This window comes from Rhizobium sp. M1, assembly GCF_002531805.1.
Taxonomy (GTDB): domain Bacteria; phylum Pseudomonadota; class Alphaproteobacteria; order Rhizobiales; family Rhizobiaceae; genus Rhizobium; species Rhizobium etli_C.
This window is the reverse complement of the sequence record NZ_NWSW01000002.1, coordinates 70,385-96,555: the sequence shown is the minus strand read 5'-3', so window position 1 is coordinate 96,555 and position 26,171 is coordinate 70,385. Positions and strand designations below refer to the sequence as shown.

Here is a 26,171-nt window from a genome sequence, read left to right as displayed (position 1 = left end):
CCAAACGTTCTCGATTGCAGGCTGATTTTCTTGCGGCGCCGCTTCAAAAAAGCCATCCTGTTATGAATCAGTGATCACAACTGATTTGCGACCGGCATCATGGCCGGGCGCTCTCGAAGAAAGGTTTCCTCATGCGGCAGAGAATTGCCATCCGTCTTCTTACGAGCGCAGCATTGGCGGCTGTTCTTTCGCTCGGCGTCGTCGCCGGCGTGAACGCCGAGGATGCGGCCAAGACGGCGGGCGATGCCGGCAAAACCGAGACCTTCGATGCCGATAGCGTCACCACCTTCTCCGGCGCCTTCCTCGCCGCACGCACGGCCGATGTCGATCATGATTATGAAACCGCGATCGCGCTCTACAAGAAGGCGCTGCTGATCGAGCCCGGCAATCCGGAGATCCGCCAGCGGCTGATGATTTCGCTGCTGCTCAACGGCGACATCAAAGAAGGCGTCAAATATGCCAACGACCTGAAGGGCGATCCCTCCGTCGAGCGCATCACCACGATCGTGCGCGGCATGGATGCCGTGCGCCGCGACGACTACAAGACCGCCGAATCCATCCTGAAGTACAAGGGCCCGAACGATCTCGACCGGATGATGAACGACCTGCTGCTTGCCTGGGCCCGCGTCGGCGCCGGCCGCGGCAAGGAAGCGCTTTCCATGGTTCAGAAGATGAAGGGACCGGACTGGTTCCGCATCTTCCAGAATTACAATGCCGGCGCGATCGCTGTCGTCACCGGCGACGTGAAATCCGCCCGCCAGCACCTGAACGACGCCGTGCTCGACAAGGAAGGCGGTGCGACGGCGCCCGACACCTTCATGCGCGCGGTGATGGCGCTTGCCCGCCTCGAAGCGACACAGGGCAACAAGCAGAAGGCGCTCGACGCCGTGTCGGTCGGCGACAACCTGCTGCCGAACTACGCGCCGCTGAACGCGCTGCGCGACAGCATCGAAAAGGGCGAGAAGCAGGAGCAGCAGGTCAAGACCGCTGAAGAAGGGGCTGCCGGCGTGCTGTTTTCGGTCGGCGGCGCGCTGAACCGCGACGGCGCCGAGGACATCGTCTCGCTCTACCTGCAGACGGCCAAAGCACTCGACCCGAACAGCGCCGATACGCTGGTGCTTCTCGGCGGCATCGCCGAGAAGCAGAACCAGATGGACCGCGCCATTGCGCTCTACAAGAAGGTGCCGGAAAATTCGCCGATGCGGCGCATCTCCGAGCTGCAGCTCGGCCTTGCCCTTGCCCAGGGCGGCAAGGTGGACGAAGCGCGCAAGCACCTGCAGGCGCTGATCGCCTCCGATCCGAAGGACATCCGCAGCTACCTCGCCTATGGCAGCGTGCTCTCCGATGCCAAGGACTATGAGGCGATGGCCGCCAATTACGACAAGGCGGTCGAAGCGATCGGCCCCATTGCCGGCCGCGCCAACTGGAGCGTCTTCTTCCAGCGCGGCATCGCCTATGAGCGGCTGAAGAAGTGGGACCAGGCCGAACCGAACTTCCGCAAGGCCCTGGAGCTTAATCCCGACCAGCCGCAGGTGCTGAACTATCTCGGCTATTCCTGGATCGACATGAACCGGAACCTCGACGAAGGCCTCGGCATGATCAAGAAGGCCGTCGAGCTTCGCCCTGACGACGGCTACATCATCGATTCGCTCGGCTGGGCCTATTTCCGCCTCAACCGCTTCGACGATGCCGTCGACGAACTGGAGCGGGCCGCACAAATCAAGGCCGGCGACGCGACGATCAACGACCATCTGGGCGACGCCTATTGGCGCGTCGGCCGCAAGCTCGAGGCCGTCTATCAGTGGAACCGGGCGCTCGCCTCCGAGCCGGAAGCCGCCGAAATTCCGAAGATCAAGGACAAGGTCGCCAACGGCCTGCCTCCTGCAAGCGACGATGCCAAGGCGGCCGACAAGAAGCAGCCGGATCCGGCGCCCGTCACCCCGCCGCCGGTCGACAAGAAATCCTGACGGGCGGCAAACATGCCTGAAGAGGGCCTGGCCGAGGGTGAATCAAAGAAATAGAGCATGATGTCGTCCGAAAACCGCTCACACTTTTCGGCATCATGCTCGGGCGTCACCGAAGAGGCGCGCGCGAAGATCAACCTCGCCTTGCATGTGACCGGCCAGCGGGCGGACGGCTACCATCTGCTCGACATGCTGGTGACCTTCGCCGATTGCGGCGACCGGCTGGGCTTTCTGCCTGCACAGGCCGACGCTTTCACGCTGTCTGGCCCTTTCGGCAAGACGCTTGCCGGCGACGGTGGCACCAACCTGGTGTTGCGGGCCCGCGATCTCCTGCGCGAACAGCTCGGCGCCCTCGCCTTCCCTGTGCATATCCACCTGCAAAAGAACCTGCCGATCGCCTCCGGCATCGGCGGCGGCTCGGCCGATGCGGCCGCGACACTGCGCGGACTGATGCGGCTCTGGGGCATGGACTTGCCGGTAGAGGCGCTTGCCGGCCTCGCGCTGAAGCTCGGCGCCGATGTGCCGATGTGCCTTGAAAGCCGGCCGCTGATTGCCCGCGGCATCGGCGAAAGGATCGAAGCCGTGCCTGAGCTGCCGGCCTTTGCCATGGTGCTCGCCAATCCGCTGAAGGGCGTTTCGACGCCCGAGGTCTTCCGCCGGCTGGCGGCAAAGGACAATTCGGCCCTCAGCCTTGCTGCCGGCCTGTCCGGGACTTCCGGCTGGCTGACGGCGATCGGCTCGGCCCGCAACGATCTGGAGGCGCCGGCGCGCGAGCTGGTGCCGGAGATTACAATGATCTCGCAGATGCTGCAGGCCCATGGCGCGCTCATCACCCGCATGTCCGGCTCCGGCGCCACCTGCTTCGGCATTTTTACGAGCATGGCGGCGGCGCGCGAGGCGGCGTCAGCTCTTCACGGCGAGCGGCCCGACTGGTATGTCCAGGCGACGGAAACGGTTTCGGGAGGCATGTAATGGCAGGTCTGGACGAAAAGCGGCCGTTTATCGCCGTCGGCATCGCTGTCCTCACCGTCTCGGATACCCGCACGCCGGAAACCGACAAATCCGGCGATACGCTGGCGGCGCGGATCACCGAAGCGGGTCACCGGCTGGTCGAGCGGGCGATCGTGCCTGACGACCGCGACAAAATCGCCGCGCAGGTCAAGGCCTGGACCGAGCGGGGCGACATCGATGTCGTCATCACGTCAGGCGGCACCGGCTTTACCGGCCGCGATGTGACGCCGGAAGCGCTGGAGCCCTTGTTCGAAAAGCGCATGGACGGCTTTTCCGCCGTCTTTCACCGCATCTCCTACGAGAAGATCGGCACGGCGACGATCCAGTCGCGCGCCACGGCAGGTGTCGCCAATGCCACCTTCATCTTCGCCCTGCCGGGCTCGCCCGGCGCCTGCCGGGATGCCTGGGACGGCATCCTGAAGGGGCAGCTCGACTACCGCAGCACGCCGTGCAACTTCGTCGAGATCATGCCGCGTCTCGACGAGCATCTGAAACGCGGCGCACAGAAATAGAATTTCGCGAGAAGCCAATCCGAACGATCGCGGCGCGCTTTAGCCCTTTGTTTTTATGCATGTCGTTGTCGCTGAACCGCTGCACACTTCCGGGCGACATGCATTAGTTAGAGGTCGTAAGGCCCGGCAGAGACGGCATCGTTTCCCAGCTGTCACCCGACAGCAGGATGCAGCTGATGCCGTGAACATCCGTGACGACGAGCGTCCAGGTGCCGCTTTCGGCGGCGTAGACCTCCAGCACGGCGTTCTGGTTGACCAGCCCGACCGCCGTCAGCTTCTCAGCGAAATTCTTGTCCAGGAATTTGACGACGTCGGACCGGCCTGCGCAACTGAGCATCGCCTGCGATGCTGCCGAATGCGGATGCGCGATCATCAACGTCGCCGATATGACGGCCACAAGACCGTAAAGCATATGGCGGATCATGACGCACCTCCTTTCGCCGGAACCCGGCAGAAGAGGAGATTTTCGCCGACCTGTTCTGCCGTCCACCGGCATTCATGGCCATCCGTTGCGAAGCGCGGCGCTTCGGCGGCGCCATGAGCGAATTATAGCGCGAAATCTGATTGGGCGCCATTTTTTGCGTGATCTGGGGATGCTTCTGCGAAGGCGCTCCGCCTCTTAGAGAAAACCCCTCCCCAACCCCTCCCCACAAGGGGGAGGGACTAAGCTGTAGCGCCCGACGGCAACCAAAAGGAGAAGTCTTGCTGGCTGTTACCGTTCGCCGGATGGTTACGATGGAGGGTAACGTGAAGCGGTGCGGCAGTTAGCCCCTCCCCCTTGTGGGGAGGGGTTGGGGAGGGGTTTAGGGCGGGTCCCAACCGGACAGTCATGAACCAAGCCCAGACATAGTGAAGCGTAGAACCCTACCGCGCCGAGCGCGCCACCCAGGAAGGAATCAATTCGCTTGCGAGTTTACGCAGCTTCCGGCCCTTGGCGAAATCGGCAAGGCGCATGCCGCTCCGGGCGGCGGCCAGCGCTTGGCTCTTCGGCATCAGCAGGCCAAGTTCCAGCGGCGGCGCAGCGCGGCCGATGCGCTCGAAAAACGGGCGCCGGTAGCCGCGCGAGGCGGTGAAGCGCGCCGGCAGTTTGTTGAGCGCGATATATTCGGCAATCTCGTCGATCCAGCCCGACTGCGGGCGTGCACCCGGCTCGACGAAAAGCAGCCAGTCGCCGCGGGCGGACGCGACGATGTCCTTGATATCCCAATGCGAATGAAACCGGCAGCCGGCCGCGTCGGCGACCCGCGAGGTGCCGTCGCGCGAGCCGTGATCGAGGACGACCACATCGCCGACGAGACCCTCCACTGCGCCTGCCACCAGGACCGATAGGGTCTGGGCCAGCTCGGATTCCTGATCCTGACATTCGAGAACAACCGTCAACATTGCCTAGTCATAATGCGCCGCACAAATTTTTGCCAGCGGCGTTTTCCGTATTTTGTTCTTGCATTGTTCTCATTTTGCCGATAGGAATTTAATCATCAAAACGGGCGGAGGCGATCGCCTCCCGCCGCGGGAGAATCCGATGAGAGAGCAGTCCCTGGCAGGGCAGGCCGCATTCGCGCCTGCCAATACGGCAGATATTGCCGATGCGATGATCGTCTCCTCCGGGCTGAGGGTCGAGGTCGACCGGCGGCGCGGGCGCGGCGCTGGACTGAACCCGACCGGCCGCTTCGAGGCGCTGCAGCGGGAGACCTTTGATGACGGCTGGCAGACGCTGGAAGAGCTTCCGCCGTTCAAGACCGAGGTGCAGATCGAAAAGCCGCGCACGGCCATCACCCGCAACGAATCGCCCGACATCGGCTTCGACCGCTCGATCAATCCCTATCGCGGCTGCGAGCATGGCTGCATTTATTGTTTCGCCCGGCCGACACACGCCTATATGGGGCTTTCGGCGGGGCTCGATTTCGAGACGAAGCTGTTCGCCAAGCCGGATGCGGCCAAGCTGCTGGAGCGGGAGCTCGCCAAGCCCGGCTACAAGGTGCGGGCGATCGCGATCGGCACCAATACCGACCCCTATCAGCCGGTCGAGAAGGAATGGCGCATCATGCGCGGCATTCTCGAGGTTTTGAACAAGGCGAACCATCCGGTCTCGATTGTCACCAAGTCGGCGATGATCCTGCGGGATCTCGACATTCTGCAGGAGATGGCGGTGAAGAACCTGGTGCGCGTCGGCATCTCGGTGACCACGCTCGACCGCAAGCTTGCCCGGACGATGGAGCCGCGCGCCGCCACGCCGCCGCGTCGGCTGGAGACCATTCACACGCTGTCGGAAGCAGGGATCCAAACGGCCGTGATGGCCGCGCCGCTGATCCCGGCGCTGAACGATCACGAGCTGGAGCGCATCCTCGAATCGGCCAAGGCGGCCGGCGCCGTCGAGGCGAGCTATGTCATCCTGCGGCTGCCGCTTGAGGTCAGCCCGCTCTTCCGCGACTGGCTGTTGCAGCATTATCCCGATCGTTACCGGCATGTGATGTCGCTGGTGCGCTCGATGCGCGGCGGCAAGGATTACGACGCTGAATTCGGCAAGCGCATGAAGGGCGCCGGTCCCTATGCGTGGCAGATCGCCCGGCGCTTCGAAATGGCGGCAAGGCGTTTCGGCCTGACGCGGCGCGGTCTGCCGCTGCGCGACGATCTGTTCGTGCCGCCTGATGGCAGCGGCGTCCAGCTGTCGCTGCTCTGATTTATAGAATTTGCGCATCGGCCGATCGAGAAACCGCCCTGTTTTCGAGCCCGAGCGCAATTCCCGCGGATGGCCCTGACCGCCACCATCCGCCGGACCGTCCCCGGCCGCCGCCCTGATCCGGGGACTTGCGGGAAATCGGGTTGGCGTGCGAGGTTCAGCCGCATGAAACCTCGCACGCCACCCGATTCTCCCCTGCTTTTCGACACGGCTCCGCTCGTGCCGGATTTCCGCCTGGAACTCAAAGCCCGCAAGGCCGGCCACTGGCCGGTCGCCGGCGCCGACGAGGCCGGCCGCGGGCCGCTCGCCGGGCCGGTCGTCGCCGCCGCCGTCATCCTCGACCCGAAGCGCATCCCCGAGGGCCTCAACGATTCCAAGCAGCTTTCGGCGCAGCGGCGCGAGGAGCTGTTCGTGCAGATTCTCGCGACCGCGACCGTCTCGATCGCCTCTTCCAGCTCGACGCGCATCGACGAGACGGATATCCGCAAGGCAAGCCTCGACGCCATGCGCCGCGCCATCTGCAGTCTTGCCGTCCCGGCAAGCTACGTCCTGACGGACGGGCTCGACGTGCCGCCCGGCCTCGATTGCCCCGGCCAGGCCGTGGTCAAGGGCGACGCCCGCTCGGTCTCGATCGCCGCGGCCTCGATCGTCGCCAAGGTGACGCGCGACCGGATGATGGCCCGCGCCCACAATGTCTTTCCGGATTACGGCTTTGCCGCGCATGCCGGCTACGGCACGGCACAGCACCGCGCCGGCATCGAGAAACACGGCCCCTGCTCCCTGCACCGGATGAGTTTTCGGCCGTTGCGCAAGGGCGAGGACGGGCCTGAGACGGATGAGTTGATACCGGAATAGGACTTGGCTTCAGACTGCCGAGGGCCTGCCCCTCATCCGCCTGCCGGCACCTTCTCCCCGCTCGCGGGGCGAAGGGACAAGCCGCGCCCGCTTCCTCAAACCTCAACGCCGCGTTTGGCACGTCCCCTCGCCCCGTTTACGGGGCGAGGGTTAGGGTGAGGGGCAGTCTTTGGCGCCAGGCCACAGCCGCTGCGCGCACACCTCGGACCAAATAAAACGACTACCAACAACAAAAAGGCCGGGACATGCCCGGCCTTTCTTCATTCCATTCGATACCGCTCAGTTGAGCCGTGTCTTGACCTGGCCGACGGCATTGCCGAAGAGTTCGGACTGGACCTTGCCATCCGCCTTCTTGGCGAGCACCGTTTCGGCGGCCGCGATCGCCAGATCGACGGCGGCGGAACGGACCGCCTTCATCGCTTCGGCCTCGGCCTGCAGGATCTTCTGCTCGGAGAGCGCCGTGCGATTGGCGACGAATTCTTCCGTCTTCTTCTTCGCTTCGGCAGTCAGCATCTCGGCTTCGCGCTCGGCGGCGGCAACGATGTGCGCCGCCTCGGCTTCCGCTTCCTTGCGCTTGCGCTGGTATTCGGCGAGCAGGTGCTGGGCCTCCTCGCGCAGGCGCTTGGCTTCGGCCAGCTCGTTGCGGATCTGGTCGGCGCGGTCGTCGAGCGACCGTGCCATCATGCCGGGGACCTTCAGGTAGACAACCAGCGCCAGGAAGAGAACGAGGCCGACAAAGGCGAAGAAAGTCGCGTCAAAAGCAAATTCCATCGATCAAGCCTCCTTCTTGGCGGCCGCGACGGCAGCGGCGACATCAGCCTGGGCGGCATTGCCGCCAATCAGCTGTTCGACGACGGCAGCCGCCGTTTCTTCGGCAATAGTGCCGACATCGGCGAAAGCCTTCGCCTTGATGTCGGCGATGCGGACTTCGGCAGCCTTGATCTTTTCCGACAGGCTCGTCTCGACGGCGCGACGTTCCTCTTCGGCCTTGGCCTTGGCGGCGTCGCGGGCGGCGGAGCCGATCGCATTCGACTTGGCGCGGGCAGCAGCCAGTTCGCCTTCATAGGTCTGGACGGCAGCGTCAGCTTCCGCCTTCAGGCGGCCTGCTTCTTCCAGGTCCTGGGAGATGCGCGTGTGGCGCTGATCGAGAATGGCCCCGATGCGCGGCGCGATGACCTTTTGCATAAGGAGGTAGAAGACGCCGAACGTAATCACCAGCCAGAGCAGCTGGGACGAGAAGGTCGTCGAATCGAAGGGCGGGAACGGGCCACGGGCGTGTTCGCCTTCGGCTACGCCGGTCTCGGTATGGACCTCGCCTGCGGCCGGAGCGCCATGCGCATCCGTGCCGGTCGCTGCCGCCGGTGCTTCCTCAGCGTAAGCCGGGGTCACAAAAAACATGCTCACCTCCAGGTGGACTGCAAATGCAAAGGATCACGGCTTGCGGTCGCAGGCCGTGATCCATCTATCCGCCGATATCAGACGGCGAAGAGGAGGAGGAGAGCGACGAGCAGCGAGAAGATGCCCAGAGCTTCCGTAACGGCGAAGCCGAATACCAGACGGCCGAACTGGCTGTCAGCGGCAGACGGATTGCGCAGAGCGCCGGAGAGGTAGTTGCCGAAGATGTTGCCGAGGCCGAGAGCCGTACCGGCCATACCAAAGCAAGCCAGACCTGCACCGATGAACTTTGCTGCTTCCGCTTCCATGTTGAACTCCTTTGAAATGGTTGTTGCGGCGAATGACTGACGCCCTTTGACGTCGATGTCGTTATCCTTAGTGCCCGCCCGGATGGATCGCGTCGTTGAGGTACATGCAAGTCAGCACCGCAAAGACGTAAGCCTGGAGGAAGGCAACGAGGAACTCGAGACCGGTCAGGGCGACGGTCATGATGAGGGGAAGAACGGCTCCGCCGATACCGACTGCACCGAGGGCTCCAAGCGAGGCAACGAAGCCTGCGAACACCTTCAGCGTGATGTGACCGGCGAGCATGTTTGCGAAAAGACGCACGGAGAGCGAAATCGGACGGGACAGGAAGGAAATGATTTCGATCAGGACGACCAGCGGCAGCAGAAGGCCCGGCACGCCCGAGGGCACGAAGACGTTCAGGAAGTGAAAGCCGTGCTTATAGAAGCCGTAGACCAGGACCGTGCCGATGACGAGGATCGCCAGCGCGAAGGTCACGATGATCTGGCTCGTCACCGTGAAGAAATAGGGGAACATGCCGAGCAGGTTCGCCGTCAGGACGAACATGAACAGCGAGAAGACCAGCGGGAAGAACTTCATTCCCTGCTTGCCCGCGCCTTCCTTCAGCATATTGGCGATGAATTCATAGGACATTTCCGCGACCGACTGCGAACGGCCCGGCACGATGGCGCGGTTCGAGGTCGCGAAATAGAGGAAGCCTGCGGCAACGGCAGCCGAAGCGGCCATGAACAGCGATGCATTGGTGAACGAAAAATCAATTCCGCCGATTTCGATCGGGACAATCTTCTGGATCAGGAACTGATGAGTCGGATCGTTAGACACCGCTTGTTCTCTCTCTTTGGCCCGCAGGACGCGGGGTCATTGCACTGGACCGGGACCGGTCCTTATTTCTTGTCGTCCTTGTCGTCCAGGGGATGGGCCACCACCCCCGCAGAACGCAACACGTTCAGAACGCCGGCACAGAATCCGAGAAGCAGAAGAACAATCAACCCCCAAGGCGCCGTGCCAACAAAACGGTCGAGGAGATAGCCAAGGACGGCACCGACGACGATGGCGGAAATGAACTCGCTGGAAAGCTTCATCGCCTGGGCATAACCTTTGCGGCTTACCTCGGCGCGGGCTTCGCTTGCCTCGTCCACTTTCGCCTCGACGCGCTTGGTCGCGAGTTCCGCTTCCAGCTGCGCACGGCGCTTATCAAGACTTTCCTCGCGGTCGTCCGCCATGGATCTCTCCTCGCCTGCCCGTCGCCCGCACTCCCGCTACCCCGGTCATTCGGACCCCGGACGCGAAGGTTGAGACCCTTCCGGCCCGTTCTGAAGTCGCGCGCAACATAGTTTTAGGGATTGGTATAGTCAAGGCGTAGACAGCTTCTGTCCAGCGAGAAAATAACCCCGTCGAATCAAAGGGATAAAGCGATCATGGGTCGATCGTGCAAATTCGACGGAAAGAATCCGCTTTTCGGGGCCGGAAATCGGCCGGACCCGGACGATTTATCTCAGCTCCAGCCGCCGCCATAGGTGCGGTAGAAGACGTGGAGACCGATGCGGCCGACCTTTTCCATGGTCTTTGCCCATTTCGGGCGGACGTAGACGGCGTGGTAGTGCGTCGCCGAGCCCACCTGCGGCAGCCAGATCTTGCCTGATGTCACCGCCATCGCCACGTCGCGGGCGACCCGCCAGTGATATTCCGAATTCACCCTGTCCTTGATGGCGTCGCAGGCGAAGGAAAACTGGCAGCGGTTGCGCCAATCCTCGTTCTGATAGACGACGCCGCAGATGCTCTTCGGATAGGCGGGATTGCGGACGCGGTTGAGGATGACCTGGGCGACAGCGGCCTGGCCCTTCGCCGATTCTCCGCGCGCCTCGAAATAGATGCCGGAGGCAAGACATTGCTGCTCGCGGGCGGAAAAGACGCTCGGCGGCAGCACGCTTGCGGCCCAGGCGTGATCACGCGGGCCGATCTCCGGGACGAAGCGGCCGCTGTCCGGTTCGGCCAGGATCGAATCGAACGGCGACTGGCGGAAATAGTCGGGTGCTGCCGGCGCGTAAGCCGTGGCCAGCACATCGGCCTTGTTGCTGGTGATCAGGCTTGCGAGCATCGCCGGCACGCCGCTCTCCTCGATCACCGGCTGCTTCTTATAGAAAGATGTGGCGATCTCGATTTCCTTGCCCCGGATCTTCGGCTTGACGAAGGCCGATCGGTCCTTGAGGTCGAAGCTCGGAGTGAAGAGCATCTTCGTGCGCTCGAGAATGGAGCCGGCGGAAAAATCCTTCGGCGGCTGCATCTTTTCCACCGCGACGATGCGGCCCTTCTTCATGCCGCGGTTGACGCGATCCTCATCCGGCGTGTCCTCGTGGCCCTTCTCCTTGGCGGTGCCCTTGTCCTTGGCGGTAAAAGCGACCTTGCGGCCATCGGGCAGCACCATGCCGGCACCCGACGCGATCGAACCCGTCACTTCAGGATCGGCAAAGGCGAGTTCGGCCTGATGAATGGAGCCGGCCGGAGAATTGGTCAGAACCATGCGCCAGCTCTCGCCCTCACGATCGAGACCGGCGAGCATGGTGGCGAGATCGGCGTGGGAGGCAACGCTCGGGAAGATCAGCCAGCCGGCGAGCCCGAAGATGACAGGTGACACCCAGTTCTCGGGAAGAAGACGCAGCTTGCTACGGGAAGGGCTCTTTCGACGCAACACGAACTCCGGGCATGGAACGCGGGAACATTCCATCGAAAATCCCTTATTAACCTTGACGTCCGGTTAACGGGGCGTGCCGGAATGTGACCATCGGCGGTTTTGGATATTCGAATGTGGCTGGGTTGACGGGACGCATCCCCCAATCTCCGTCATCCTCGGCCTTGAGCCGAGGATCCATGCCATGGCTGCTGGTGGACCCGGTGGATGCTCGGCTCAAGGCCGAGCATGACGGAGGATGAGGTGGCGGAAGTGCAAGACAGCGAGGAGACCCGCGTCAGGGCTGTCGCCCGTGCCCGTCAAATAATAACGTGCGACCCCAGCTCCACCACGCGGTTTGCCGGCAGGCGGAAGTAGTCCGAGGGATTGGTGGCGGCGTTGGCGAGCGCGATGTAGAGCCGGTCCTGCCAGTATGGCATGCCCGACTTGGCGTCCGGCACCAGCTTGCGGCGGCCGAGATAGAAGGAGGTCGACATGATGTCGAATTTCAGCCCGGTCTTGCGCAGCGTCGCGAGCGCCTGCGAAACGTTCTGCGATTCCATGAAGCCGAACAGCAGTTCGACGCGCGAGAAACGCTCGGAGATCGGTTCGACCTTGTAACGGTCGTGGCTCGGCACGCGCGGCTTGTTGACCGTGCGGATCGTCAGAATGACGTTGCGGTCATGCAGCACGTGATTGTGCTTGAGATTGTGCAAGAGAGCGGCGGGTGCGGATTCCGGATCGCTGGTCAGGAAGATCGCCGTGCCGGGAACCTGGGCCGGCGAATGCTCGCTCTTGCGCTCGATGGAACTGACGAAGGATGCGAGCGGAATATCGGTGTGGCGGGTCTTTTCCAGCAGGATCGCGGTGCCGCGGCGCCAGGTCCACATGACGACGGTAAAGGCGGTGGCGATCAGGATCGGGATATAACCGCCGTCGTGAATCTTCAACAGGTTGGCGCCAAGGAAGATCAATTCGAGCACGACCAGCGGCGCAAGCGCGATCACCGCGACCGGCAGCGACCAGTTCCAGCGGGCGCGGACGAATTCGAAGGCCATGATCGAGGTGACGACCATGGCGCCGGTGACCGAGATGCCGTAGGCGGTCGCCAGCGCCTCCGAGGTCTTGAAGCTCAATACCAGGAAGATGACACCGAAGAACAGCACGGCATTGACCGACGGCACGAAGATCTGCCCGGTATTGGTTTCCGAGGTGAAGAGAATTTCCATGCGCGGCAGGAAACCGAGATTGATGCCCTGACGCACCATCGAGAAAGCGCCGGTGATGACCGCCTGACTGGCGATGATCGTCGCGGCGGTCGCCAGGATGACGACCGGCAGCAGCGCCCATTTCGGATACATCAGATAGAAGGGATCGGACATCGTCATCGGATTGCCGAGAACGAGGGCGCCCTGGCCGAGATAGTTCAGCGTCAACGCCGGGAATACCAGCAGGAACCAGGCCCACTGGATCGGGCGGCGGCCGAAATGGCCGAGATCGGCATAAAGCGCCTCGGCGCCCGTCACCGTCAGGAAGACGGCGCCGAGCACGACGACGCCGTAAAAGCCCTCATGCAGCAGGAAGGCGACGGCATAATAGGGATTGAAGGCGGCGAGGATGCCGTAGTCATCGGAGATATGGGAAATGCCGGCGGCGGCCATGACCAGGAACCAGACGGCGGTGATCGGGCCGAAGAACCTGGCGACGGCGCCGGTGCCGCGCGATTGCACGACGAAGAGCAGCGCCAGGATCACCACTGAAATCGGCACGATATATTCCGACAGCCTTGGTGTGACGAGCTTCAGGCCTTCGACCGCCGACAGCACCGACAGCGCCGGCGTGATCATCGCATCGCCGAGGAAGAGGGCAGCCCCCATCAGGCCGAGCAGCATCAGTATGGCGGTATGGCCGTTGGCGGTCTTCATCAGAAGGGCAAGCAGCGACAGCGTGCCGCCCTCCCCTTCGTTATCGGCGCGCAGCAGGAAGAGCACATATTTGATGGTGACGATGATCGTCAGCGCCCAGATCATCAGCGAAATCAGGCTGATCACCTCGAAGCGGGTGACACCGTCATGGGCGACGGGCTTCAGCGCCTCGCGAAAAGCATAGAGCGGGCTGGTGCCGATATCGCCGTAGACGACGCCGACGGAACCGAGCGCGAGATAAAAAAGCTTGCGCGGCGTCATATGGCGGTCGTGCGGATGGCTCTCTTCGGACATGAAATTTCAACAGGCTCCTCAGAGCCAGCCTTTCCAGCGAAAAAAGAAAAAGGGGATGACGGCTGATATCACCATCAAAGCCAGCGAGAAGGGGTAACCCGCCGTCCAGGCCAGCTCCGGCATGACCTGAAAGTTCATGCCATAGATGGAGGCGACCAATGTCGGCGGCAGGAACACGACCGAGGCGATCGAGAAAATCTTGATGATCGAGTTCTGCTCGATGTTGATCAGGCCAAGCGAGGCGTCGAGCAGGAAGGTGATGTTGGCGGCGACAAAGGAGGCATGCTCCGACAGCGACTGGATATCGCGCGAGATGGTGCGGCAGAGCTCCTTCGCCTCATGGTCCTGCTGGATCGCCGGGATCGTGTGAAAGAAGGTCAGAAGCCGGGACAGCGAGCCGAGACTATCGCGCAGCTTGCTGATCATGCGGTGATGACCGGCTATGTCGCGCAATTTTTGCTCGAGGTAGTTCGACGGCTTGCGCACCCTTTTGGCCCGGCCGAAGACATGCGTCGACAAAATATCGATGCGCGAGACGGAGGTTTCGAGGATTTCGGCGGTGCGGTCGACGATCGTCTCCAAGAGCTTGGCGAGAAGGGCCGCGCCGCTGCGCCAGTTTTCCGGCAGCCGGTGAAGGGCGGCGATGAACAGCGCAAAGGATTTTGGATGGGCGTAACGGATGGTGACCAGACGGTTTCCGGTCAGAATGAAGGCGACATCGGTGAGCGTCGGCGCGTCGGTTTCCGCCTTCCAGACGAGAGAAGCGGTCATGAAGACGGCGTCGTTTTCGATGTAAAGGCGAGCCGAAGGTTCGATGTCCTTGAGATCCTCGCGGGTCGGAACCTCGATGCCGAGAACCTTCTCGACATAAAGCTCCTCCTCGCGGCTCGGCTCGACCATATCGATCCAGACGACATCCCCGGGAAAGGATGCGGGCTGCGAGAGATCGCGGATCTCGACCGATTTGCAATTGGAGCAGTAAGCGGTGATCACCGGCGGTGTCTCCGATGCTCACGACGCTTCGTGGCCATCGCCATTTTCATCGAAAGCCTTTCCATGCGGCCGCCATCGCGGCGCCGCGAAGGTCGCTCGTCCCAGGTCCAAACGGAAGCGGATCAAGAAAGTTCATAAAACTCCGGCTGCATCCGGCCTTCAAGGCCAGCATGCGCATTGTGCTCCACCGCATCGCAGTTACCAATCCTTCGATCTTGCAGGCGGGCCGGACCCTTCGAAACGAAGACGGCCGTCATTGAGCATCTGCAGCAACGCCATCATGGCGCCGCGGCATATGAAGCAAAGCCGTGAAATAATCAAGACATCTTCCGTGAAGCACGGCTTTTCACCACGTTTCCCCCACAATTGGGGTGATCGCGGCGGTGATTCGGCGCTTGACCTTCCTCTATGTCCCTGCGCCGGTTCCGCGCTATTCGAAGACGATCGCCGGCGCCGGGCGCCGGGACTGGCCGGCAAGCTGCTCCCAGACCTTGGCGGCGATGCCGCGATAGATGCCGGCGACGACGCCGTTCGGGTCGGAGGCGACGAGCGGGGTGCCGGCGTCGGAGGTTTCACGGATATTCATCGTCAGCGGCACTTCGCCAAGGAAGGGCACGCCGATGCGCTCGGCCTCCCTGCGGGCGCCGCCGTGACCGAAGATGTCGTACCGGGTGCCGGTGTCGGGCGCGATGAAATAGCTCATGTTCTCGACGATGCCGAGCACCGGCACCTCGACCTTGCGGAACATGTTGAGGCCCTTGCGGGCATCGATCAAAGCGAGATCCTGCGGCGTGGAGACGATGACGGCGCCAGCAAGCGGCACCTGTTGGGCCATGGTCAATTGCGCATCGCCAGTGCCGGGCGGCATGTCGACGACAAGGACGTCGAGCTCGCCCCAGGCGACTTCGCGCAGCATCTGCAGCAGCGCCGACTGAACCATCGGCCCGCGCCAGATCATCGCCGTCTCCTCGTCGACGAGGAAGCCCATCGACATGACCTTGAGGCCGTAATTCTCCATCGGGTTGATGATGCGGCCGTCGATCTGCGTCGGGCGGCCGGATATCTTCAGGAGCCGCGGCATCGAAGGCCCGTAGATATCGGCATCGAGAATGCCGACGCGAAGGCCGTTGGCGAGCAGGCCGAGCGCCAGATTGACGGCGGTGGTGGACTTGCCGACCCCGCCCTTGCCGGAGGCGACGGCGATGATGGCGCCGATGCCGGGAACACCGATCTTGCCGGCCCGCGGCGGCTGTTGCTGGGGCGCATGGGCGTGATGCTGGTGATCGTGGCCGCCATGATCATGACCGGCATGGCCGTGCGGCGGGTTCGGCGCGGGGCGGGCAGCAGGTGCTGCGGCCGCCGCCTTCCTGTCCGCCGTCAGCGTGACGAGCGCACCCTTGACGCCCGGCATTTCCTTGATGACGCGCTCGGCGGCGAGCCGCATCGGCTCCAGCTCCTTGGCGCGCTCGGCCGGGACGGTGATGGAGAAATAGACCTTGCCGTCGGAGATGAAAACATCGGAGACCATGCCGAGCGCGACGATATCGTGCTCGAGATCCGGTCCGCGCACGGTCTTCAGCGTTTCGAGAACCTGTTCCTTGGTGACGTCGGTCATTCCACCCTCACTGCTTCTTCTTGGATCACAGATAGTGGAGGCGCACGCCTTCGCCAAACAAAATCATCGGGAGGAAAATCGATTTGCCGGCTTTGAAAAACGCCGGCCGGGATTCGAAATCCGTTGCGGCCATCAAGTCCGCCGGGCTTTCGCCCTGATGGCCGCAACGGTCTCTCTCCCCGAGAACCGGCGCAATGCGGGGCGAACTAGCGCAAGCCGAAAAAAAGGCCAGAAAAAAGTGACCGGCAGCGGGAAATCGTGAACAGCTGCGCATGAAGCGGTGCCGAAAGGCAACAACCGCCGCCGACGCCGAGGGCCGGGAGAGAAGCGGCATCGGCGTCGGACGGTGGTGTGTCGGCCGCGCCATTTGCTGGCGCTGGTCATTAAAGTCCCCTCCGGACCTCTGGCAGAAGAGATGCAGAAAGCGTGCCAGATGGAAAAAGCGGGAAACGCGGTCGGAAACGCCGGGACGACGCCCCGATCTGCCTACGCGCTGGGCGCCCGGCCGGAGCGGATCGCCGTCTTTGCACCTTATTTGATCAGGCCGATCCGCAGCGCCTTGGCGACGGCCTGGGTGCGGTTGACGGTGTCGAGCTTCTTGGTGGCACGGTTGAGGTAATGATTGACCGTATGCTCGGACAGCGCCAGGATTTCGGCGATCTCGGCGCTGGTCTTGCCGGCCGCCGTCCAGTTCAGGCAATCGATCTCGCGGTCGGTCAGCGCATCGGTTATGCGGGTATCGAGGTTGCGGATCTCGGCAAGCCTGTCGAAGACATGGATGGCGATATAACAAAGCTCGCGCATCTCGGCCGGGCTGAAGGGTTCACGATCGCCGGCGAAGGAGACGGCGCCGCGCAGGCCGGAGGGCTCATGCGTCGGGAAATAGGCGCAACGCGTCATCCTGAAACGTTCGAACAGCCCGACGACGAGGGCGGACTTGCCGTCGTCGCGCGGCCAGTTCTGTCGCGACATGTCGTAAAAGAAGGGCCGCGCCGATGTTCGCAGCCGCCGCAGAACCGGGCTGTTCACCATCAACCCCTCCTGGTCGTAGAGCGCTAGAAGCTCGGCCGGCCAGCTGGTGATGACGGTGCTGCCCTGAAGATCGAGGGATGTGATCGGCGGCAGATTGAGAACCATGAAGGCGCGGCAGCGATAGGCTTCGGTCACGCGTTTCATGAACCGGAAAATGTCGAACTGGGTCTTCAGACCCGCAATTTCCTTGATGTAATCGTCTACCGTGGATGTTTGCGACAACGGTTCCATCACATTTCTTCATCTTCGGCGCCGCGGCCGTTCGCTTGCATCGGAGGATGACGATTGCTGCGGGTCATACAATCGGCCGCGGCGTTCAAGCATTCGGCCGATAAGTGTTGTCGATTTCGCGGACTATTTCCAGTTGTCGTGATTCGCCGGCAAATCTCAATTTTTTCCGTTTTAGTCTTTTGTCTTATACATGCGTTATCCCCGGACCGCTGCTCATCGCATCATGCTAGCGACGCGGGCCGAGGCGGATGCGCATGCCTTCCATGATCCTTCCGGCTGCGCGCTGAACCGGAACGACCCATTGGGCGAGAAGTTCCATCGACAGGCGGTAGGCCGGGCCGGTGATCGAGACACCGCCGAGAAAAGTCCGATCCTCCGACCAGATGGGTGCGGCGATGCAGCGGATGCCGGCCTCGTGCTCCTCACGATCGAAAGCATAGCCCTGATCGGCGATCTCACGGATTTCGGCGAGCAGACTTGCTGGCGAAGCGTGGGTGGCGGCGGTAAAGCGGGTGAAATTGACGCCGGCGAGGAGATCGGCCAGGCTTTCGGCCGGAAGCAGCGATAGCGCCGCCTTGCCGACGCCGGTGCAGTAACAGGGCGAGGCATTGCCGATCTGCGAATACATGCGCACCGGCTGGCGGCCCTCGACCTTGTCGAGGTAGATGATCGACTGGCCTCTCAGAACGCCGAGATGCACGGTCTCGCCGGTCGCCTGCTGCAGATCGACAAGATGCGGTTCGGCGATCAGGCGGAATTCGTTGCGCGCCCAGCTGCGGGCGGCGAAATCGAGCAGGCGCAGGCCCGGCGCATAGCGGCCGTCGCCATCGAGTTCGAGCAACCCCTCCTCGACTAGGTGGCTGAGCTGGCGATGCAGGGTGCCGCGCGGCTGGCCGGCAAGCGACAGGATATCGGTAAAACGCAGCGGCGCATCGGCATGGGTGACGAGATCGAGCAGCACCATCAGCTTGCCGAGTGTGCCGGTCTCGCGGGCTTGCTGCGCCATGCCGTCGCCGTTTGCATTCATCGTCTCATCCGCCCTTGACAGAAAGGGCAGCATAATTCGATAATTCCATATAGTCAAATTCAGTTCCGAATAATGGAACAATATCTCTTCGGGAGAAGACGATGACCGCGACGTCAGCCCAGTTTCCGGAGTTCAAAGACCGAACCGTGCTCGTGACCGGCGGCGGATCGGGCATCGGTGCGGCGATCGTCGAAGGTTTTGCGCGCCAGGGCGCCAAGGTGTCCTTCATCGACATCGCCGAGGCGGCCGGCCGCGCACTTGCCGAGAGGCTGTCTCGGGAGACGGCGCATCCGGTTTCCTTTTATCATGCCGACTTGCGCGACATCGAGGCGATCCGGCGCACCGTCGATACCGTCGTTGCCGCTTCAGGGCCGATCCGGGTGCTCGTCAACAATGCCGCCTGGGACGACCGCCACGAATTCGACGCGGTCACCGAGGCCTATTGGGACAACAACCAGGCGGTCAACCTGCGGCATGTGTTCTTCGCCTCGCAGGCTGTGGCGCCATCGATGCGGGCCGCCGGCGGCGGCGCGATCATCAATATGTCGTCGATCGCCTTCAAGCTCAACATGGGCGGTTTTCCCGCCTATGCGGCGGCGAAGGCTGCGGTCGTCGGATTGACGAAGAGCATGGCCGGCAGGCTCGGGCCGGAGAATATCCGGGTCAACTGCATCCTGCCCGGCATGGTCGTCACCGAACGGCAGATGCAGCTGTGGCTGACCGAAGAGAGCATCGCCCGCTCGGTCGAGCAGCAATGCCTGAAGGTCGCGCTCAAAGCCGATGCGATCGTCGGTCCCTGCCTGTTTCTTGCATCCGACTGCGCGGCTGGAATGACCGCCCAGTCCCTGATTGTCGATGGAGGCATTCTGTAATGACGAATCCCGCTTATGTCGCGGTGGACTGGGGCACCAGCAGCTTCCGGCTGTGGCTGATCGGCCGGGACGGCAGCGTCCTTGCCGAGCGCCGCAGCGGCGAAGGCATGACGAGCGCCGCAAAAACCGGCTTTTCCGCCGTGCTTGCCAGCCATCTCGCCGCCGTCGCGGCACCGGAAAACCTGCCGGTGATCGTCTGCGGCATGGCCGGCGCCAGGCAGGGCTGGATCGAGGCCGGTTATATCGACGTGCCCACGCCGCTTGCCGCCATCCTCACCGGCGCGGTTTCCGTGCCCGGCGAAAGCCGCGATATCCGCATTCTGCCGGGCCTTGCCCAGCGCCAGGCGGCGACACCCGACGTCATGCGCGGCGAGGAAACCCAGCTTCTCGGCGCACTCGGCAGCACGAGTGCCGGCGCCCAGGCGGTCTGCATGCCCGGCACCCATTCGAAATGGGTGCATGTCAGCGACGGCAAGGTCAGCGGCTTTTCCACCTTCATGACCGGCGAGCTCTTCGACGCGGTCAGCAAACACACGATCCTTGCGCATGCCGTTGCCGGGGCCGAGGCGCAGCCGGCCGATGCGGCGGCCTTCGAGGCGGCGGTCTCGGCCGCCTTCGCCAAGCCGGCCCTGGCGACCAACCTGCTCTTTACCGCCCGCTCCGGCCAGCTGCTGCACGGGATCACCGCCGCAGCCGCGCAAGCCCGGCTCTCCGGCACGCTGATCGGCCTCGAAATCGCCGGTGCGCTGCAGGATGCCGCCAACTCAGGCATCACCCTCGTCGCCTCCGGACGCCTGCAGGCGCTCTACGAACAGGCCTTCAAAACCCTCTCCCTCGCCTTCACCGCCATCGATGCGGACGCCGCCGTGCGCCGCGGGCTGTCGGCCGCCGCCGACGCCATCTGGCCGAATTGAGAAAGCTGACACGATGAACCGTATCCCCTTCCCCGACATGAAGCGCCCGCTGATCGCCATCCTGCGCGGCATCCGGCCGGACGAGACCGAAAGCGTCGTCGGCGCGCTGATCGACAACGGCCTGACGGCGATCGAGATTCCGCTCAACTCGCCGGAGCCGTTCAAATCGATCGAGATCGCCGCCAAAATGGCGCCGCCCGAGGTGCTGATCGGCGCCGGCACGGTGCTGACGGTCGAGGCGGTCGACAGCCTGAATGCGGCCGGCGGCAAGCTGCTGGTGACGCCGAATGTCGAGCCCGAGGTGATCATCCGGGCGCGCCAATACGGCATGGTGACGATGCCCGGCGTCTTCACGCCGACCGAGGCGCTGGCCGCGGCGCGGGCCGGCGCCACCGGGCTCAAATTCTTTCCGGCGAGCGTGCTCGGTCCTTCCGGGATCACGGCGATCCGCGCGATCCTGCCGCCGGAACTGACGATTGCCGCCGTCGGCGGCGTATCAGACAAGAATTTCGCCGATTACACCAAGGCCGGCATCTTCGCCTTCGGCCTCGGCACCAGCCTCTACAAGCCGGGAATGACCGCGGCAGAGGTTGCCGAGCGTGCCAAGACGACCATTTACGCCTATGATGCAGCCATGGGAGCGTGAGCGTATGACCGAGATTTACGAGTTCGAAGGCAAGACCCTTTGCAACACCAATTCCGTCCTCGGCGAAGGGCCGACCTATGATCCGGACAGCAATACGGTCTGGTGGTTCAACATCCTCGGCAAGGAGTTGCACGAACTCAGACTGGCGACGGGCGAGAAAAAGGTGCACCCGCTGCCGGTGATGGCAAGCGTGCTGGCCCGCATCGACGCCGGACGGCAGCTGATCGCGACGGAAGAAGGGCTTTTCGTGCGCGATCTCGCAAGCGGCAACCTCACCTTCTACGCCGCGCTCGAAAACGACAGGCCGGAAAACCGCTCGAACGACGGCCGCACCCACCCTTGCGGTGCGCTCTGGATCGGCACGATGAGCAAGCGGGCGGAAAACCAGGCCGGCGCCATCTATCATGTCGCGAGCGGCAAGGTGACGAAGATCTTCAACGGTATCAGCATTCCGAATTCGATCTGCTTCTCGCCCGACGGCACGATCGGCTATTATACGGATTCCCGCATCAACCGGCTGATGCGCGTCATGGTCGACCCGCATACCGGCCTGCCGGCGGGCGAGCCGATCGTGCTCGTCGACAGCATGAACGAGCCAGGCGACATCGACGGCTCGGTGGTCGATGCCGACGGCTATATCTGGAACGCCCGCTGGGGCGCCGGCGTTGTCGATCGTTACAATCCCGACGGTCTGCGCATCTCGCGCTACAAGGTCCCCGCCGTCCAGCCATCCTGCCCCGCCTTCATCGGCGTCAATGGCGACCGGCTGGCGGTGACGACAGCCTGGGAAGGGCTCGACGAGGACGCCCGTTCGGCCCAGCCCTCGGCCGGCGCGCTGCTCGAACTCGGCATCGGGGTCAAGGGTGTGTTCGATCCCGTCTATGTCATCTGAGGACGGCGTCTGACAACGGCCATTCAAGGCGCTCCCGAGTGGGGGCGCTTTTTCGTTTCGGCGGCCATGCCGCGATAAAAGTTCCGTGAGAATCGAGAAATTTTCCGTGTTTTCAACCGGAACCAATCCGCGCACCGCTCATTTTCCCTACGAACCGGCGCGGCAAGGAATACCCATTGCCGGGTCAGCGATCACTCTAGGGAACTGAAAGTAGGTTCGAAATGACACGCAAACTTTTGACGACCGTTGCCGCTGGCGCGCTGTTTGCCACGGCTTTCGCACCGGCGGCCTTCTCGCAGACCGCGCCGCAGCCTGCGGATCCCGCCGCTCCGACCCAGACAGCGCCGGCTGATCCGGCTGCCCCCAAGCCGGTAACCCCTGACGTCACCAAACCCGCAGGCGATGCCGCACAGGCCCCGGCCACCACAGCACCGAGCACGGATATGGCTCAGGGCAGCTATCTGACGGAGCAGGCTGCGGATCAGATCAGCGCCAACACCTATATCGGCCAGTCGGTCTATAACCCCAACAATGAAAGCATCGGCAGCATCAACGACCTCATCCTCAAGAAGGACGGCGGCATCGTTGCTGCGATCGTCGGCGTCGGCGGCTTCCTGGGCATCGGCGAAAAGAACGTCGCGGTGCCGATGGATAAGATTGCCATCGCTCAGAACACCCAGGACGGCAGCCTCAAGCTGACGACCACCGAGACGGCTGAATCGCTGAAGGCAGCGCCTGAGTTCAAGACGCTGGCAATGCAGTCCGCAGAAAAGGCCCCGGCCGCACCTGGTACCGATACAACGGCAACCGGCTCGACCACGCCTAAGTAAACCGCGCGCGGTAGTATAGCGTAGGCGATGGCGCTCCTAGGGGCGCCATTGCTTTGTTGGCGGTATCATTGAACGGAATGGCAAGCGGAATGCTTATGCGCTGACGCGCTCGGTCATCGCCGTGTCGTAGTAGTTCTCGTGCAGGAAACGCAGCGTGGCGATGCCATCGGCCGGGCGGCCGAAATGATAGCCCTGGCCCATGCCGCAGCCAAGCGTGCGCAGCTTCACCGCCTCGGCGTAGTCCTCGATCCCCTCGGCCACGACTTCCAGTTCCAGGCCGTCGCACATGGCAAGGATCGCCTTGATGATGTGTTCGGAGGCGCGGTCGGAATTGATGCGCGAGACGAAGGCACGGTCGATCTTGATCTTGTCGAAGATGAAGTCGCGCAGACGCCCGAGGCTCGACTGGCCGGTGCCGAAATCGTCGAGCGAGATGCGCACGCCGGCGGCGCGCAGATCGGCGATGATGCGGTGGGCGGTGTCGGCCGACCCCATCACCGCCGTCTCGGTGATCTCCAGTTCCAGACGATGCGGATCGAAACCGACCCGGCCGAGGATCGACAGGATGCTGCCGCTCGTGCCGGGATCCATCAGCTGCGCCGAAGAAAGATTGAACGACAGGAAGAGTTCGCGCGGCCAGGAAAGTGCTGCTTCCGCGGCCTTGCGCAGCAGCGTTTCCGACAGAGCGTCAATGAAACCGCGCTCTTCGGCGAGCGGCACGAAGACGCCGGGCGAAACGAAGCCGAGATCGGGATCGTTCCAGCGCGCCAGCGCCTCGAAGCCGACGACCTGATTGTTTGATAACGAGACGATCGGCTGGAAATGCACGTCGATCGCGTCCGATATGATGGCGTTTCTCAGCGCCTGCTCCAGCTGCGTGGCGCGCTTCATCTCCTGAGCGATCTCACGCGAATAGACGGTGATCTGGCCGCGGCCGCGGCGCTTGGACCGATAGAGAGCCGTTTCGGCGCTCTTCAACAGCTCCTCGCAGTCCTCTCCGGCAAAGGGGTAGATGGCAAAGCCGAAGGAGGCGGAGAGACGGACGTTGCGGTCGCCGAGATCATAGGGCGCCGACAGCACCTCGCGGATCATCTGGCCGAATTTCTCCGCGCTCGCCCGCTCGAAAATCAGCGGCAGCACGAAGGCGAATTCGTCGCCGTCGTGACGGGTGACCAGCGCGCCGTCCGGAATGCAGGCCTTGAGGCGATGGGCGACCTGGCAGAGGATTTCATCGCCGGCCGAGGAGCCGAAAAGATCGTTGATCGGCTTGAAGCTGTCGAGATTGGCAATGCCGATGGTGAAGGGAGCCGGATCGCTGGCGCGCTCGGCGGAAATCTGCTGGACCTTCTCGCGCATGCGATTGCGGTTTCCCAATCCGGTCAGCGGATCGGTATAGGCCATCGCCTGAAGCTCATTGTGACTCACGGTCAAGGAAGCCATGTCCGCCGATTTCATCATCCAAACCCGAGCTTTCCTCCGCAGCCGAGCAAAGAATGACCGGCATTTCTTAACAATTCGCTAGTAAATCAGTCGCCCTGACAGCCCGATTCGCCCCAAATTTAAGGGATTGACGCTATCGGCGAGAGCAGGATGCCTTCACCAGAAGGCGGCCATATTTTTCAGTATCACGCGCTCGTTCGAACCCGAACGCCCTCTTCCACCAAATATTTCTGAAATATCGCCTCGAGCATGTCGGGGCTGACGGGTTTCATGATGACGTCGTCCATGCCCGATTTGGCGCATTCGGCTCGATCGCGCTCGAAGGCCTGGGTGAGCACGCCGATGATCGGAGTGCGGGCTGCGCCCCCTGCTTCCTCCATCTGCCGGATCAGGCGCGCGGCTTCGAAGCCGTTGAAGCCCGGCAGGGAAATATCCATCAGCACCACCTGCGGCCTGTGTTCGGCCCAGAGGCGCACGACCTCGTCGCCGGTCGCAGCGATCATATGGCGATAACCGAGGCCCTCGAGGATCTGTGTGAAGACGATCTGGTTGATATCATTGTCTTCGGCGACGAGAACCTGCAGGCCGACCGCGTCGTCGGAGATGCTGATTTCCCAATCGGCATCCGTGCCGGCGCCGTTGTTGCGGCTGTTGCGATTGAAATGGCGAGCGATCTGGAAGGTGAGCTCGTTGGCGATCTGGAAGCCGTCCATGACGAGCGCCGGGATGCCGTATTGCTCGGCAAGCTCGAGGCAGCGCATGCCCATCTGGTTGTCGATGATCAAGAGATCGAGCGAGATGCCGGAGGAGGTGGCGATTTCCAGGAAGCGCTCCTCCTCGTCCTCGCCGCGCACCGAACAGGATTCGAAACCGTATTTCGACAGCGTGCGCAAAGCCGCGACCTCGGCGGCGAGGTCGGCGGTGACGACGAGGATCTTGCGGCCGGAAAAATTCTCCGGAACGATCGCTTCCATCGCCGCCGGCTCGCGGCGCTCCACCGCGCTCGGCACCGGCACATAGGCGCGGCGATAGCTCTGGTTGGCGGAGGTGGTGATCGCCGAGGCGCGGTCGAACTCCTCGAGATCGGCGCCGTCGCGCGGCAGGTCCTGCGTCGTCGACACCAGGAAATAGCGACCGGGCTTGCCGATACGGTGCTTGCGGCTAACGATGTCGCGCTCGATGCCGTCACGGGAGATCTGCCGCTGGCGGGAGACCGACATTTCGCCGGTCTCCAGCACGTGACGGTCGCTCTCTTCGAAGCGTTTGGCGATCTCGGGGGAAAAAAGGTCGCCACTCTTGCGCCCGAGCACCTCGTCGGCGGTGGTCTGGTATTTCTCGCAGAAGGCGAGATTGACCGCGACATAGGTAAGGTTGTGGTCCTTGACGAAAAGCGGAAACGGCAGATTGTCGAGAATGTCCTCGGTGAGCTGCACCCGTTCCAGATCCGAGCGCCACTGCTCCTCGCGCTTCTTGTCCTCGGAAATGTCGGAGACGATGGTGACGCCGTAACCGCCCGGCAGCCTGCGCTTGACGAAGCGGACCCAGCTGTCGGCGCCATGGCGCTCGACGGCGTCGAAGCGCTCGCGCCAATGCGAGGCGATCTTCTGCGACAGCCAGTCCTCGCGGCTGAGCGAGCCGCCCTGCCTGACGTCATATTGCTGGCGAACGCCGGTATCGTAAATCGCGCCCAGGAAATCGCGCAGCCGCGTGCCCGGCTTCAGCATCTCGGCCGGCAGCGGGAAGAATTCGAGGATCTGGCGGCTCGCGAAGATCAGGTGATCGTTCTTGTCGTAGATGATGAACGCTGCCGAAAGACCATCGCACACGACATCGAAAAGCGCCGTCTGCAGATCGGCCTCGGCGGGAGTCCCGTCGATTTCCGATGACGTGTCCGCCTTTTCGAAGCCGGCACTCATTCTATTGCGTCCCACATCTGTTCGATTTTCGCAGCTTCCGGAGGTATATGAATAAAAATGCCATTTTTCTGTTAAAACCGGCTTAACACTGCCGATCGTCGAAACTGGGGAGCCGCAGATCACGCTTCTGTAAAGCCTATGAAATCCCCTTCC

26 protein-coding genes are annotated in these 26,171 nt (G+C 62.9%); 11 read left to right on the top strand and 15 right to left on the bottom strand.

What is annotated here, in order from left to right:
* Positions 1–131: 131 nt before the first annotated feature.
* Genes CO655_RS02615 through moaB form a run of 3 tightly spaced genes read left to right on the top strand, consistent with a single transcriptional unit; the run spans position 132 to position 3,487 of the window.
* On the top strand, positions 132–1,967 hold the full coding sequence (locus tag CO655_RS02615) for a tetratricopeptide repeat protein (RefSeq protein WP_097663692.1): 1,836 nt from the start codon (positions 132–134) through the stop codon (positions 1,965–1,967).
* Between the two features lie 57 nt (positions 1,968–2,024).
* Complete coding sequence (locus CO655_RS02610; RefSeq protein WP_097663691.1) at positions 2,025–2,936, top strand: 4-(cytidine 5'-diphospho)-2-C-methyl-D-erythritol kinase; 912 nt, start codon at positions 2,025–2,027, stop codon at positions 2,934–2,936.
* Positions 2,936–3,487 (top strand): molybdenum cofactor biosynthesis protein B, encoded by a 552-nt coding sequence (gene moaB, locus CO655_RS02605; RefSeq protein WP_097605503.1) that lies wholly within the window; start codon positions 2,936–2,938, stop codon positions 3,485–3,487. Before CO655_RS02610 ends, moaB begins: the two co-directional genes overlap by 1 nt.
* A gap of 103 nt (positions 3,488–3,590) precedes the next feature.
* Here the strand turns inward: moaB and CO655_RS02600 are convergent, their stop codons facing one another.
* On the bottom strand, positions 3,591–3,911 hold the full coding sequence (locus CO655_RS02600) for a hypothetical protein (RefSeq protein WP_010030327.1): 321 nt from the start codon (positions 3,909–3,911) through the stop codon (positions 3,591–3,593).
* A gap of 440 nt (positions 3,912–4,351) precedes the next feature.
* Positions 4,352–4,870 carry a glycosyl transferase gene (locus CO655_RS02595; RefSeq protein ID WP_097663690.1) on the bottom strand — a complete coding sequence of 173 codons (519 nt, stop codon included), beginning with the start codon at positions 4,868–4,870 and terminating at the stop codon, positions 4,352–4,354.
* Between the two features lie 139 nt (positions 4,871–5,009).
* On the opposite strand from CO655_RS02595, the gene CO655_RS02590 reads away from it, so the two are divergent.
* Both CO655_RS02590 and CO655_RS02585 read left to right on the top strand, forming a co-directional pair.
* Positions 5,010–6,167 carry a PA0069 family radical SAM protein gene (locus tag CO655_RS02590; RefSeq protein ID WP_097663689.1) on the top strand — a complete coding sequence of 386 codons (1,158 nt, stop codon included), beginning with the start codon at positions 5,010–5,012 and terminating at the stop codon, positions 6,165–6,167.
* Between the two features lie 165 nt (positions 6,168–6,332).
* The gene (locus CO655_RS02585; RefSeq protein WP_097605505.1) at positions 6,333–7,022 is read left to right on the top strand and encodes a ribonuclease HII; all 690 of its coding nucleotides are present in this window, start codon (positions 6,333–6,335) and stop codon (positions 7,020–7,022) included.
* Positions 7,023–7,301: 279 nt separating this feature from the next.
* On the opposite strand, the gene CO655_RS02580 is transcribed toward CO655_RS02585, so the two are convergent.
* From CO655_RS02580 to CO655_RS02535, 9 genes are all read right to left on the bottom strand, one after another.
* On the bottom strand, positions 7,302–7,793 hold the full coding sequence (locus CO655_RS02580) for a F0F1 ATP synthase subunit B (protein ID WP_097605506.1): 492 nt from the start codon (positions 7,791–7,793) through the stop codon (positions 7,302–7,304).
* Positions 7,794–7,796: 3 nt separating this feature from the next.
* Entirely contained in the window at positions 7,797–8,420 is a 624-nt protein-coding gene (locus tag CO655_RS02575) for a F0F1 ATP synthase subunit B (protein WP_064686135.1), read from the bottom strand.
* Between the two features lie 77 nt (positions 8,421–8,497).
* Positions 8,498–8,725, bottom strand: a complete 228-nt coding sequence (locus CO655_RS02570) for a F0F1 ATP synthase subunit C (protein WP_010026583.1) — start codon at positions 8,723–8,725, stop codon at positions 8,498–8,500.
* Positions 8,726–8,792: 67 nt separating this feature from the next.
* Entirely contained in the window at positions 8,793–9,545 is a 753-nt protein-coding gene (locus tag CO655_RS02565; RefSeq protein WP_064686134.1) for a F0F1 ATP synthase subunit A, read from the bottom strand.
* Between the two features lie 62 nt (positions 9,546–9,607).
* Positions 9,608–9,946, bottom strand: a complete 339-nt coding sequence (locus CO655_RS02560; RefSeq protein ID WP_097605507.1) for an AtpZ/AtpI family protein — start codon at positions 9,944–9,946, stop codon at positions 9,608–9,610.
* A gap of 272 nt (positions 9,947–10,218) precedes the next feature.
* On the bottom strand, positions 10,219–11,448 hold the full coding sequence (locus tag CO655_RS02555) for a cell wall hydrolase (RefSeq protein ID WP_097605508.1): 1,230 nt from the start codon (positions 11,446–11,448) through the stop codon (positions 10,219–10,221).
* A 263-nt stretch (positions 11,449–11,711) separates the two neighbouring features.
* Positions 11,712–13,610: a potassium transporter Kup gene (locus CO655_RS02550; RefSeq protein WP_097663688.1), complete on the bottom strand. Its 1,899-nt coding sequence runs from the start codon at positions 13,608–13,610 to the stop codon at positions 11,712–11,714.
* 18 nt (positions 13,611–13,628) lie between these two features.
* A complete protein-coding gene (locus tag CO655_RS02545) occupies positions 13,629–14,603 on the bottom strand; it encodes a magnesium transporter CorA family protein (protein ID WP_097605510.1) in 975 nt (324 codons plus the stop codon).
* A 430-nt stretch (positions 14,604–15,033) separates the two neighbouring features.
* On the bottom strand, positions 15,034–16,218 hold the full coding sequence (locus CO655_RS02535) for an Mrp/NBP35 family ATP-binding protein (RefSeq protein ID WP_097605511.1): 1,185 nt from the start codon (positions 16,216–16,218) through the stop codon (positions 15,034–15,036).
* A gap of 34 nt (positions 16,219–16,252) precedes the next feature.
* Here CO655_RS02535 and CO655_RS33260 point away from each other — a divergent pair, with 34 nt between their 5' ends.
* Positions 16,253–16,480 (top strand): hypothetical protein, encoded by a 228-nt coding sequence (locus CO655_RS33260; protein ID WP_141514278.1) that lies wholly within the window; start codon positions 16,253–16,255, stop codon positions 16,478–16,480.
* Positions 16,481–16,749: 269 nt separating this feature from the next.
* Here CO655_RS33260 and CO655_RS02530 read toward each other — a convergent pair whose 3' ends face one another.
* Together CO655_RS02530 and CO655_RS02525 are read right to left on the bottom strand one after the other, a co-directional pair.
* Positions 16,750–17,481 (bottom strand): autoinducer binding domain-containing protein, encoded by a 732-nt coding sequence (locus tag CO655_RS02530; protein ID WP_097663687.1) that lies wholly within the window; start codon positions 17,479–17,481, stop codon positions 16,750–16,752.
* 226 nt (positions 17,482–17,707) lie between these two features.
* Positions 17,708–18,508 (bottom strand): IclR family transcriptional regulator, encoded by an 801-nt coding sequence (locus CO655_RS02525; protein WP_097605731.1) that lies wholly within the window; start codon positions 18,506–18,508, stop codon positions 17,708–17,710.
* Positions 18,509–18,609: 101 nt separating this feature from the next.
* Between CO655_RS02525 and CO655_RS02520 the strand changes: the two genes are divergently transcribed.
* The 5 genes from CO655_RS02520 (at position 18,610) to CO655_RS02500 (ending at position 22,662) form a co-directional block, all read left to right on the top strand.
* Entirely contained in the window at positions 18,610–19,380 is a 771-nt protein-coding gene (locus CO655_RS02520; RefSeq protein ID WP_097663686.1) for an SDR family oxidoreductase, read from the top strand.
* A complete protein-coding gene (locus CO655_RS02515) occupies positions 19,380–20,294 on the top strand; it encodes a 2-dehydro-3-deoxygalactonokinase (protein WP_097663684.1) in 915 nt (304 codons plus the stop codon). The genes CO655_RS02520 and CO655_RS02515 overlap by 1 nt, the downstream gene beginning before the upstream one ends.
* A gap of 13 nt (positions 20,295–20,307) precedes the next feature.
* A complete protein-coding gene (locus CO655_RS02510; RefSeq protein ID WP_097605514.1) occupies positions 20,308–20,940 on the top strand; it encodes a 2-dehydro-3-deoxy-6-phosphogalactonate aldolase in 633 nt (210 codons plus the stop codon).
* Between the two features lie 4 nt (positions 20,941–20,944).
* Positions 20,945–21,832 (top strand): SMP-30/gluconolactonase/LRE family protein, encoded by an 888-nt coding sequence (locus tag CO655_RS02505; protein ID WP_097605515.1) that lies wholly within the window; start codon positions 20,945–20,947, stop codon positions 21,830–21,832.
* Positions 21,833–22,053: 221 nt separating this feature from the next.
* Complete coding sequence (locus tag CO655_RS02500; protein ID WP_010033432.1) at positions 22,054–22,662, top strand: PRC-barrel domain-containing protein; 609 nt, start codon at positions 22,054–22,056, stop codon at positions 22,660–22,662.
* Positions 22,663–22,755: 93 nt separating this feature from the next.
* On the opposite strand, the gene CO655_RS02495 is transcribed toward CO655_RS02500, so the two are convergent.
* Together CO655_RS02495 and CO655_RS02490 are read right to left on the bottom strand one after the other, a co-directional pair.
* Positions 22,756–24,120, bottom strand: coding sequence for an EAL domain-containing protein (locus CO655_RS02495; protein ID WP_097663683.1), 1,365 nt, complete (start codon positions 24,118–24,120; stop codon positions 22,756–22,758).
* Positions 24,121–24,287: 167 nt separating this feature from the next.
* Positions 24,288–26,018, bottom strand: a complete 1,731-nt coding sequence (locus CO655_RS02490) for a response regulator (protein ID WP_097663682.1) — start codon at positions 26,016–26,018, stop codon at positions 24,288–24,290.
* Between the last annotated feature and the right edge of the window lie 153 nt (positions 26,019–26,171).

Coding starts and splice junctions, on each gene's coding strand:
- CO655_RS02505 (WP_097605515.1), top strand. CDS start 20,945: ATGACCGAGATTTACGAGTTCGAAGGCAAGACCCTTTGCAACACCAAT.
- CO655_RS02515 (WP_097663684.1), top strand. CDS start 19,380: ATGACGAATCCCGCTTATGTCGCGGTGGACTGGGGCACCAGCAGCTTC.
- CO655_RS02570 (WP_010026583.1), bottom strand. CDS start 8,725: ATGGAAGCGGAAGCAGCAAAGTTCATCGGTGCAGGTCTGGCTTGCTTT.
- CO655_RS02520 (WP_097663686.1), top strand. CDS start 18,610: ATGACCGCGACGTCAGCCCAGTTTCCGGAGTTCAAAGACCGAACCGTG.
- CO655_RS02510 (WP_097605514.1), top strand. CDS start 20,308: ATGAACCGTATCCCCTTCCCCGACATGAAGCGCCCGCTGATCGCCATC.
- CO655_RS02560 (WP_097605507.1), bottom strand. CDS start 9,946: ATGGCGGACGACCGCGAGGAAAGTCTTGATAAGCGCCGTGCGCAGCTG.
- CO655_RS02610 (WP_097663691.1), top strand. CDS start 2,025: ATGATGTCGTCCGAAAACCGCTCACACTTTTCGGCATCATGCTCGGGC.
- CO655_RS02600 (WP_010030327.1), bottom strand. CDS start 3,911: ATGATCCGCCATATGCTTTACGGTCTTGTGGCCGTCATATCGGCGACG.
- CO655_RS02495 (WP_097663683.1), bottom strand. CDS start 24,120: ATGATGAAATCGGCGGACATGGCTTCCTTGACCGTGAGTCACAATGAG.
- CO655_RS02585 (WP_097605505.1), top strand. CDS start 6,333: ATGAAACCTCGCACGCCACCCGATTCTCCCCTGCTTTTCGACACGGCT.
- CO655_RS02615 (WP_097663692.1), top strand. CDS start 132: ATGCGGCAGAGAATTGCCATCCGTCTTCTTACGAGCGCAGCATTGGCG.
- CO655_RS02590 (WP_097663689.1), top strand. CDS start 5,010: ATGAGAGAGCAGTCCCTGGCAGGGCAGGCCGCATTCGCGCCTGCCAAT.
- CO655_RS02490 (WP_097663682.1), bottom strand. CDS start 26,018: ATGAGTGCCGGCTTCGAAAAGGCGGACACGTCATCGGAAATCGACGGG.
- CO655_RS02550 (WP_097663688.1), bottom strand. CDS start 13,610: ATGTCCGAAGAGAGCCATCCGCACGACCGCCATATGACGCCGCGCAAG.
- moaB (WP_097605503.1), top strand. CDS start 2,936: ATGGCAGGTCTGGACGAAAAGCGGCCGTTTATCGCCGTCGGCATCGCT.
- CO655_RS02580 (WP_097605506.1), bottom strand. CDS start 7,793: ATGGAATTTGCTTTTGACGCGACTTTCTTCGCCTTTGTCGGCCTCGTT.
- CO655_RS02575 (WP_064686135.1), bottom strand. CDS start 8,420: ATGTTTTTTGTGACCCCGGCTTACGCTGAGGAAGCACCGGCGGCAGCG.
- CO655_RS02535 (WP_097605511.1), bottom strand. CDS start 16,218: ATGACCGACGTCACCAAGGAACAGGTTCTCGAAACGCTGAAGACCGTG.
- CO655_RS02525 (WP_097605731.1), bottom strand. CDS start 18,508: ATGAATGCAAACGGCGACGGCATGGCGCAGCAAGCCCGCGAGACCGGC.
- CO655_RS02530 (WP_097663687.1), bottom strand. CDS start 17,481: ATGGAACCGTTGTCGCAAACATCCACGGTAGACGATTACATCAAGGAA.
- CO655_RS02595 (WP_097663690.1), bottom strand. CDS start 4,870: ATGTTGACGGTTGTTCTCGAATGTCAGGATCAGGAATCCGAGCTGGCC.
- CO655_RS02500 (WP_010033432.1), top strand. CDS start 22,054: ATGACACGCAAACTTTTGACGACCGTTGCCGCTGGCGCGCTGTTTGCC.
- CO655_RS02555 (WP_097605508.1), bottom strand. CDS start 11,448: ATGGAATGTTCCCGCGTTCCATGCCCGGAGTTCGTGTTGCGTCGAAAG.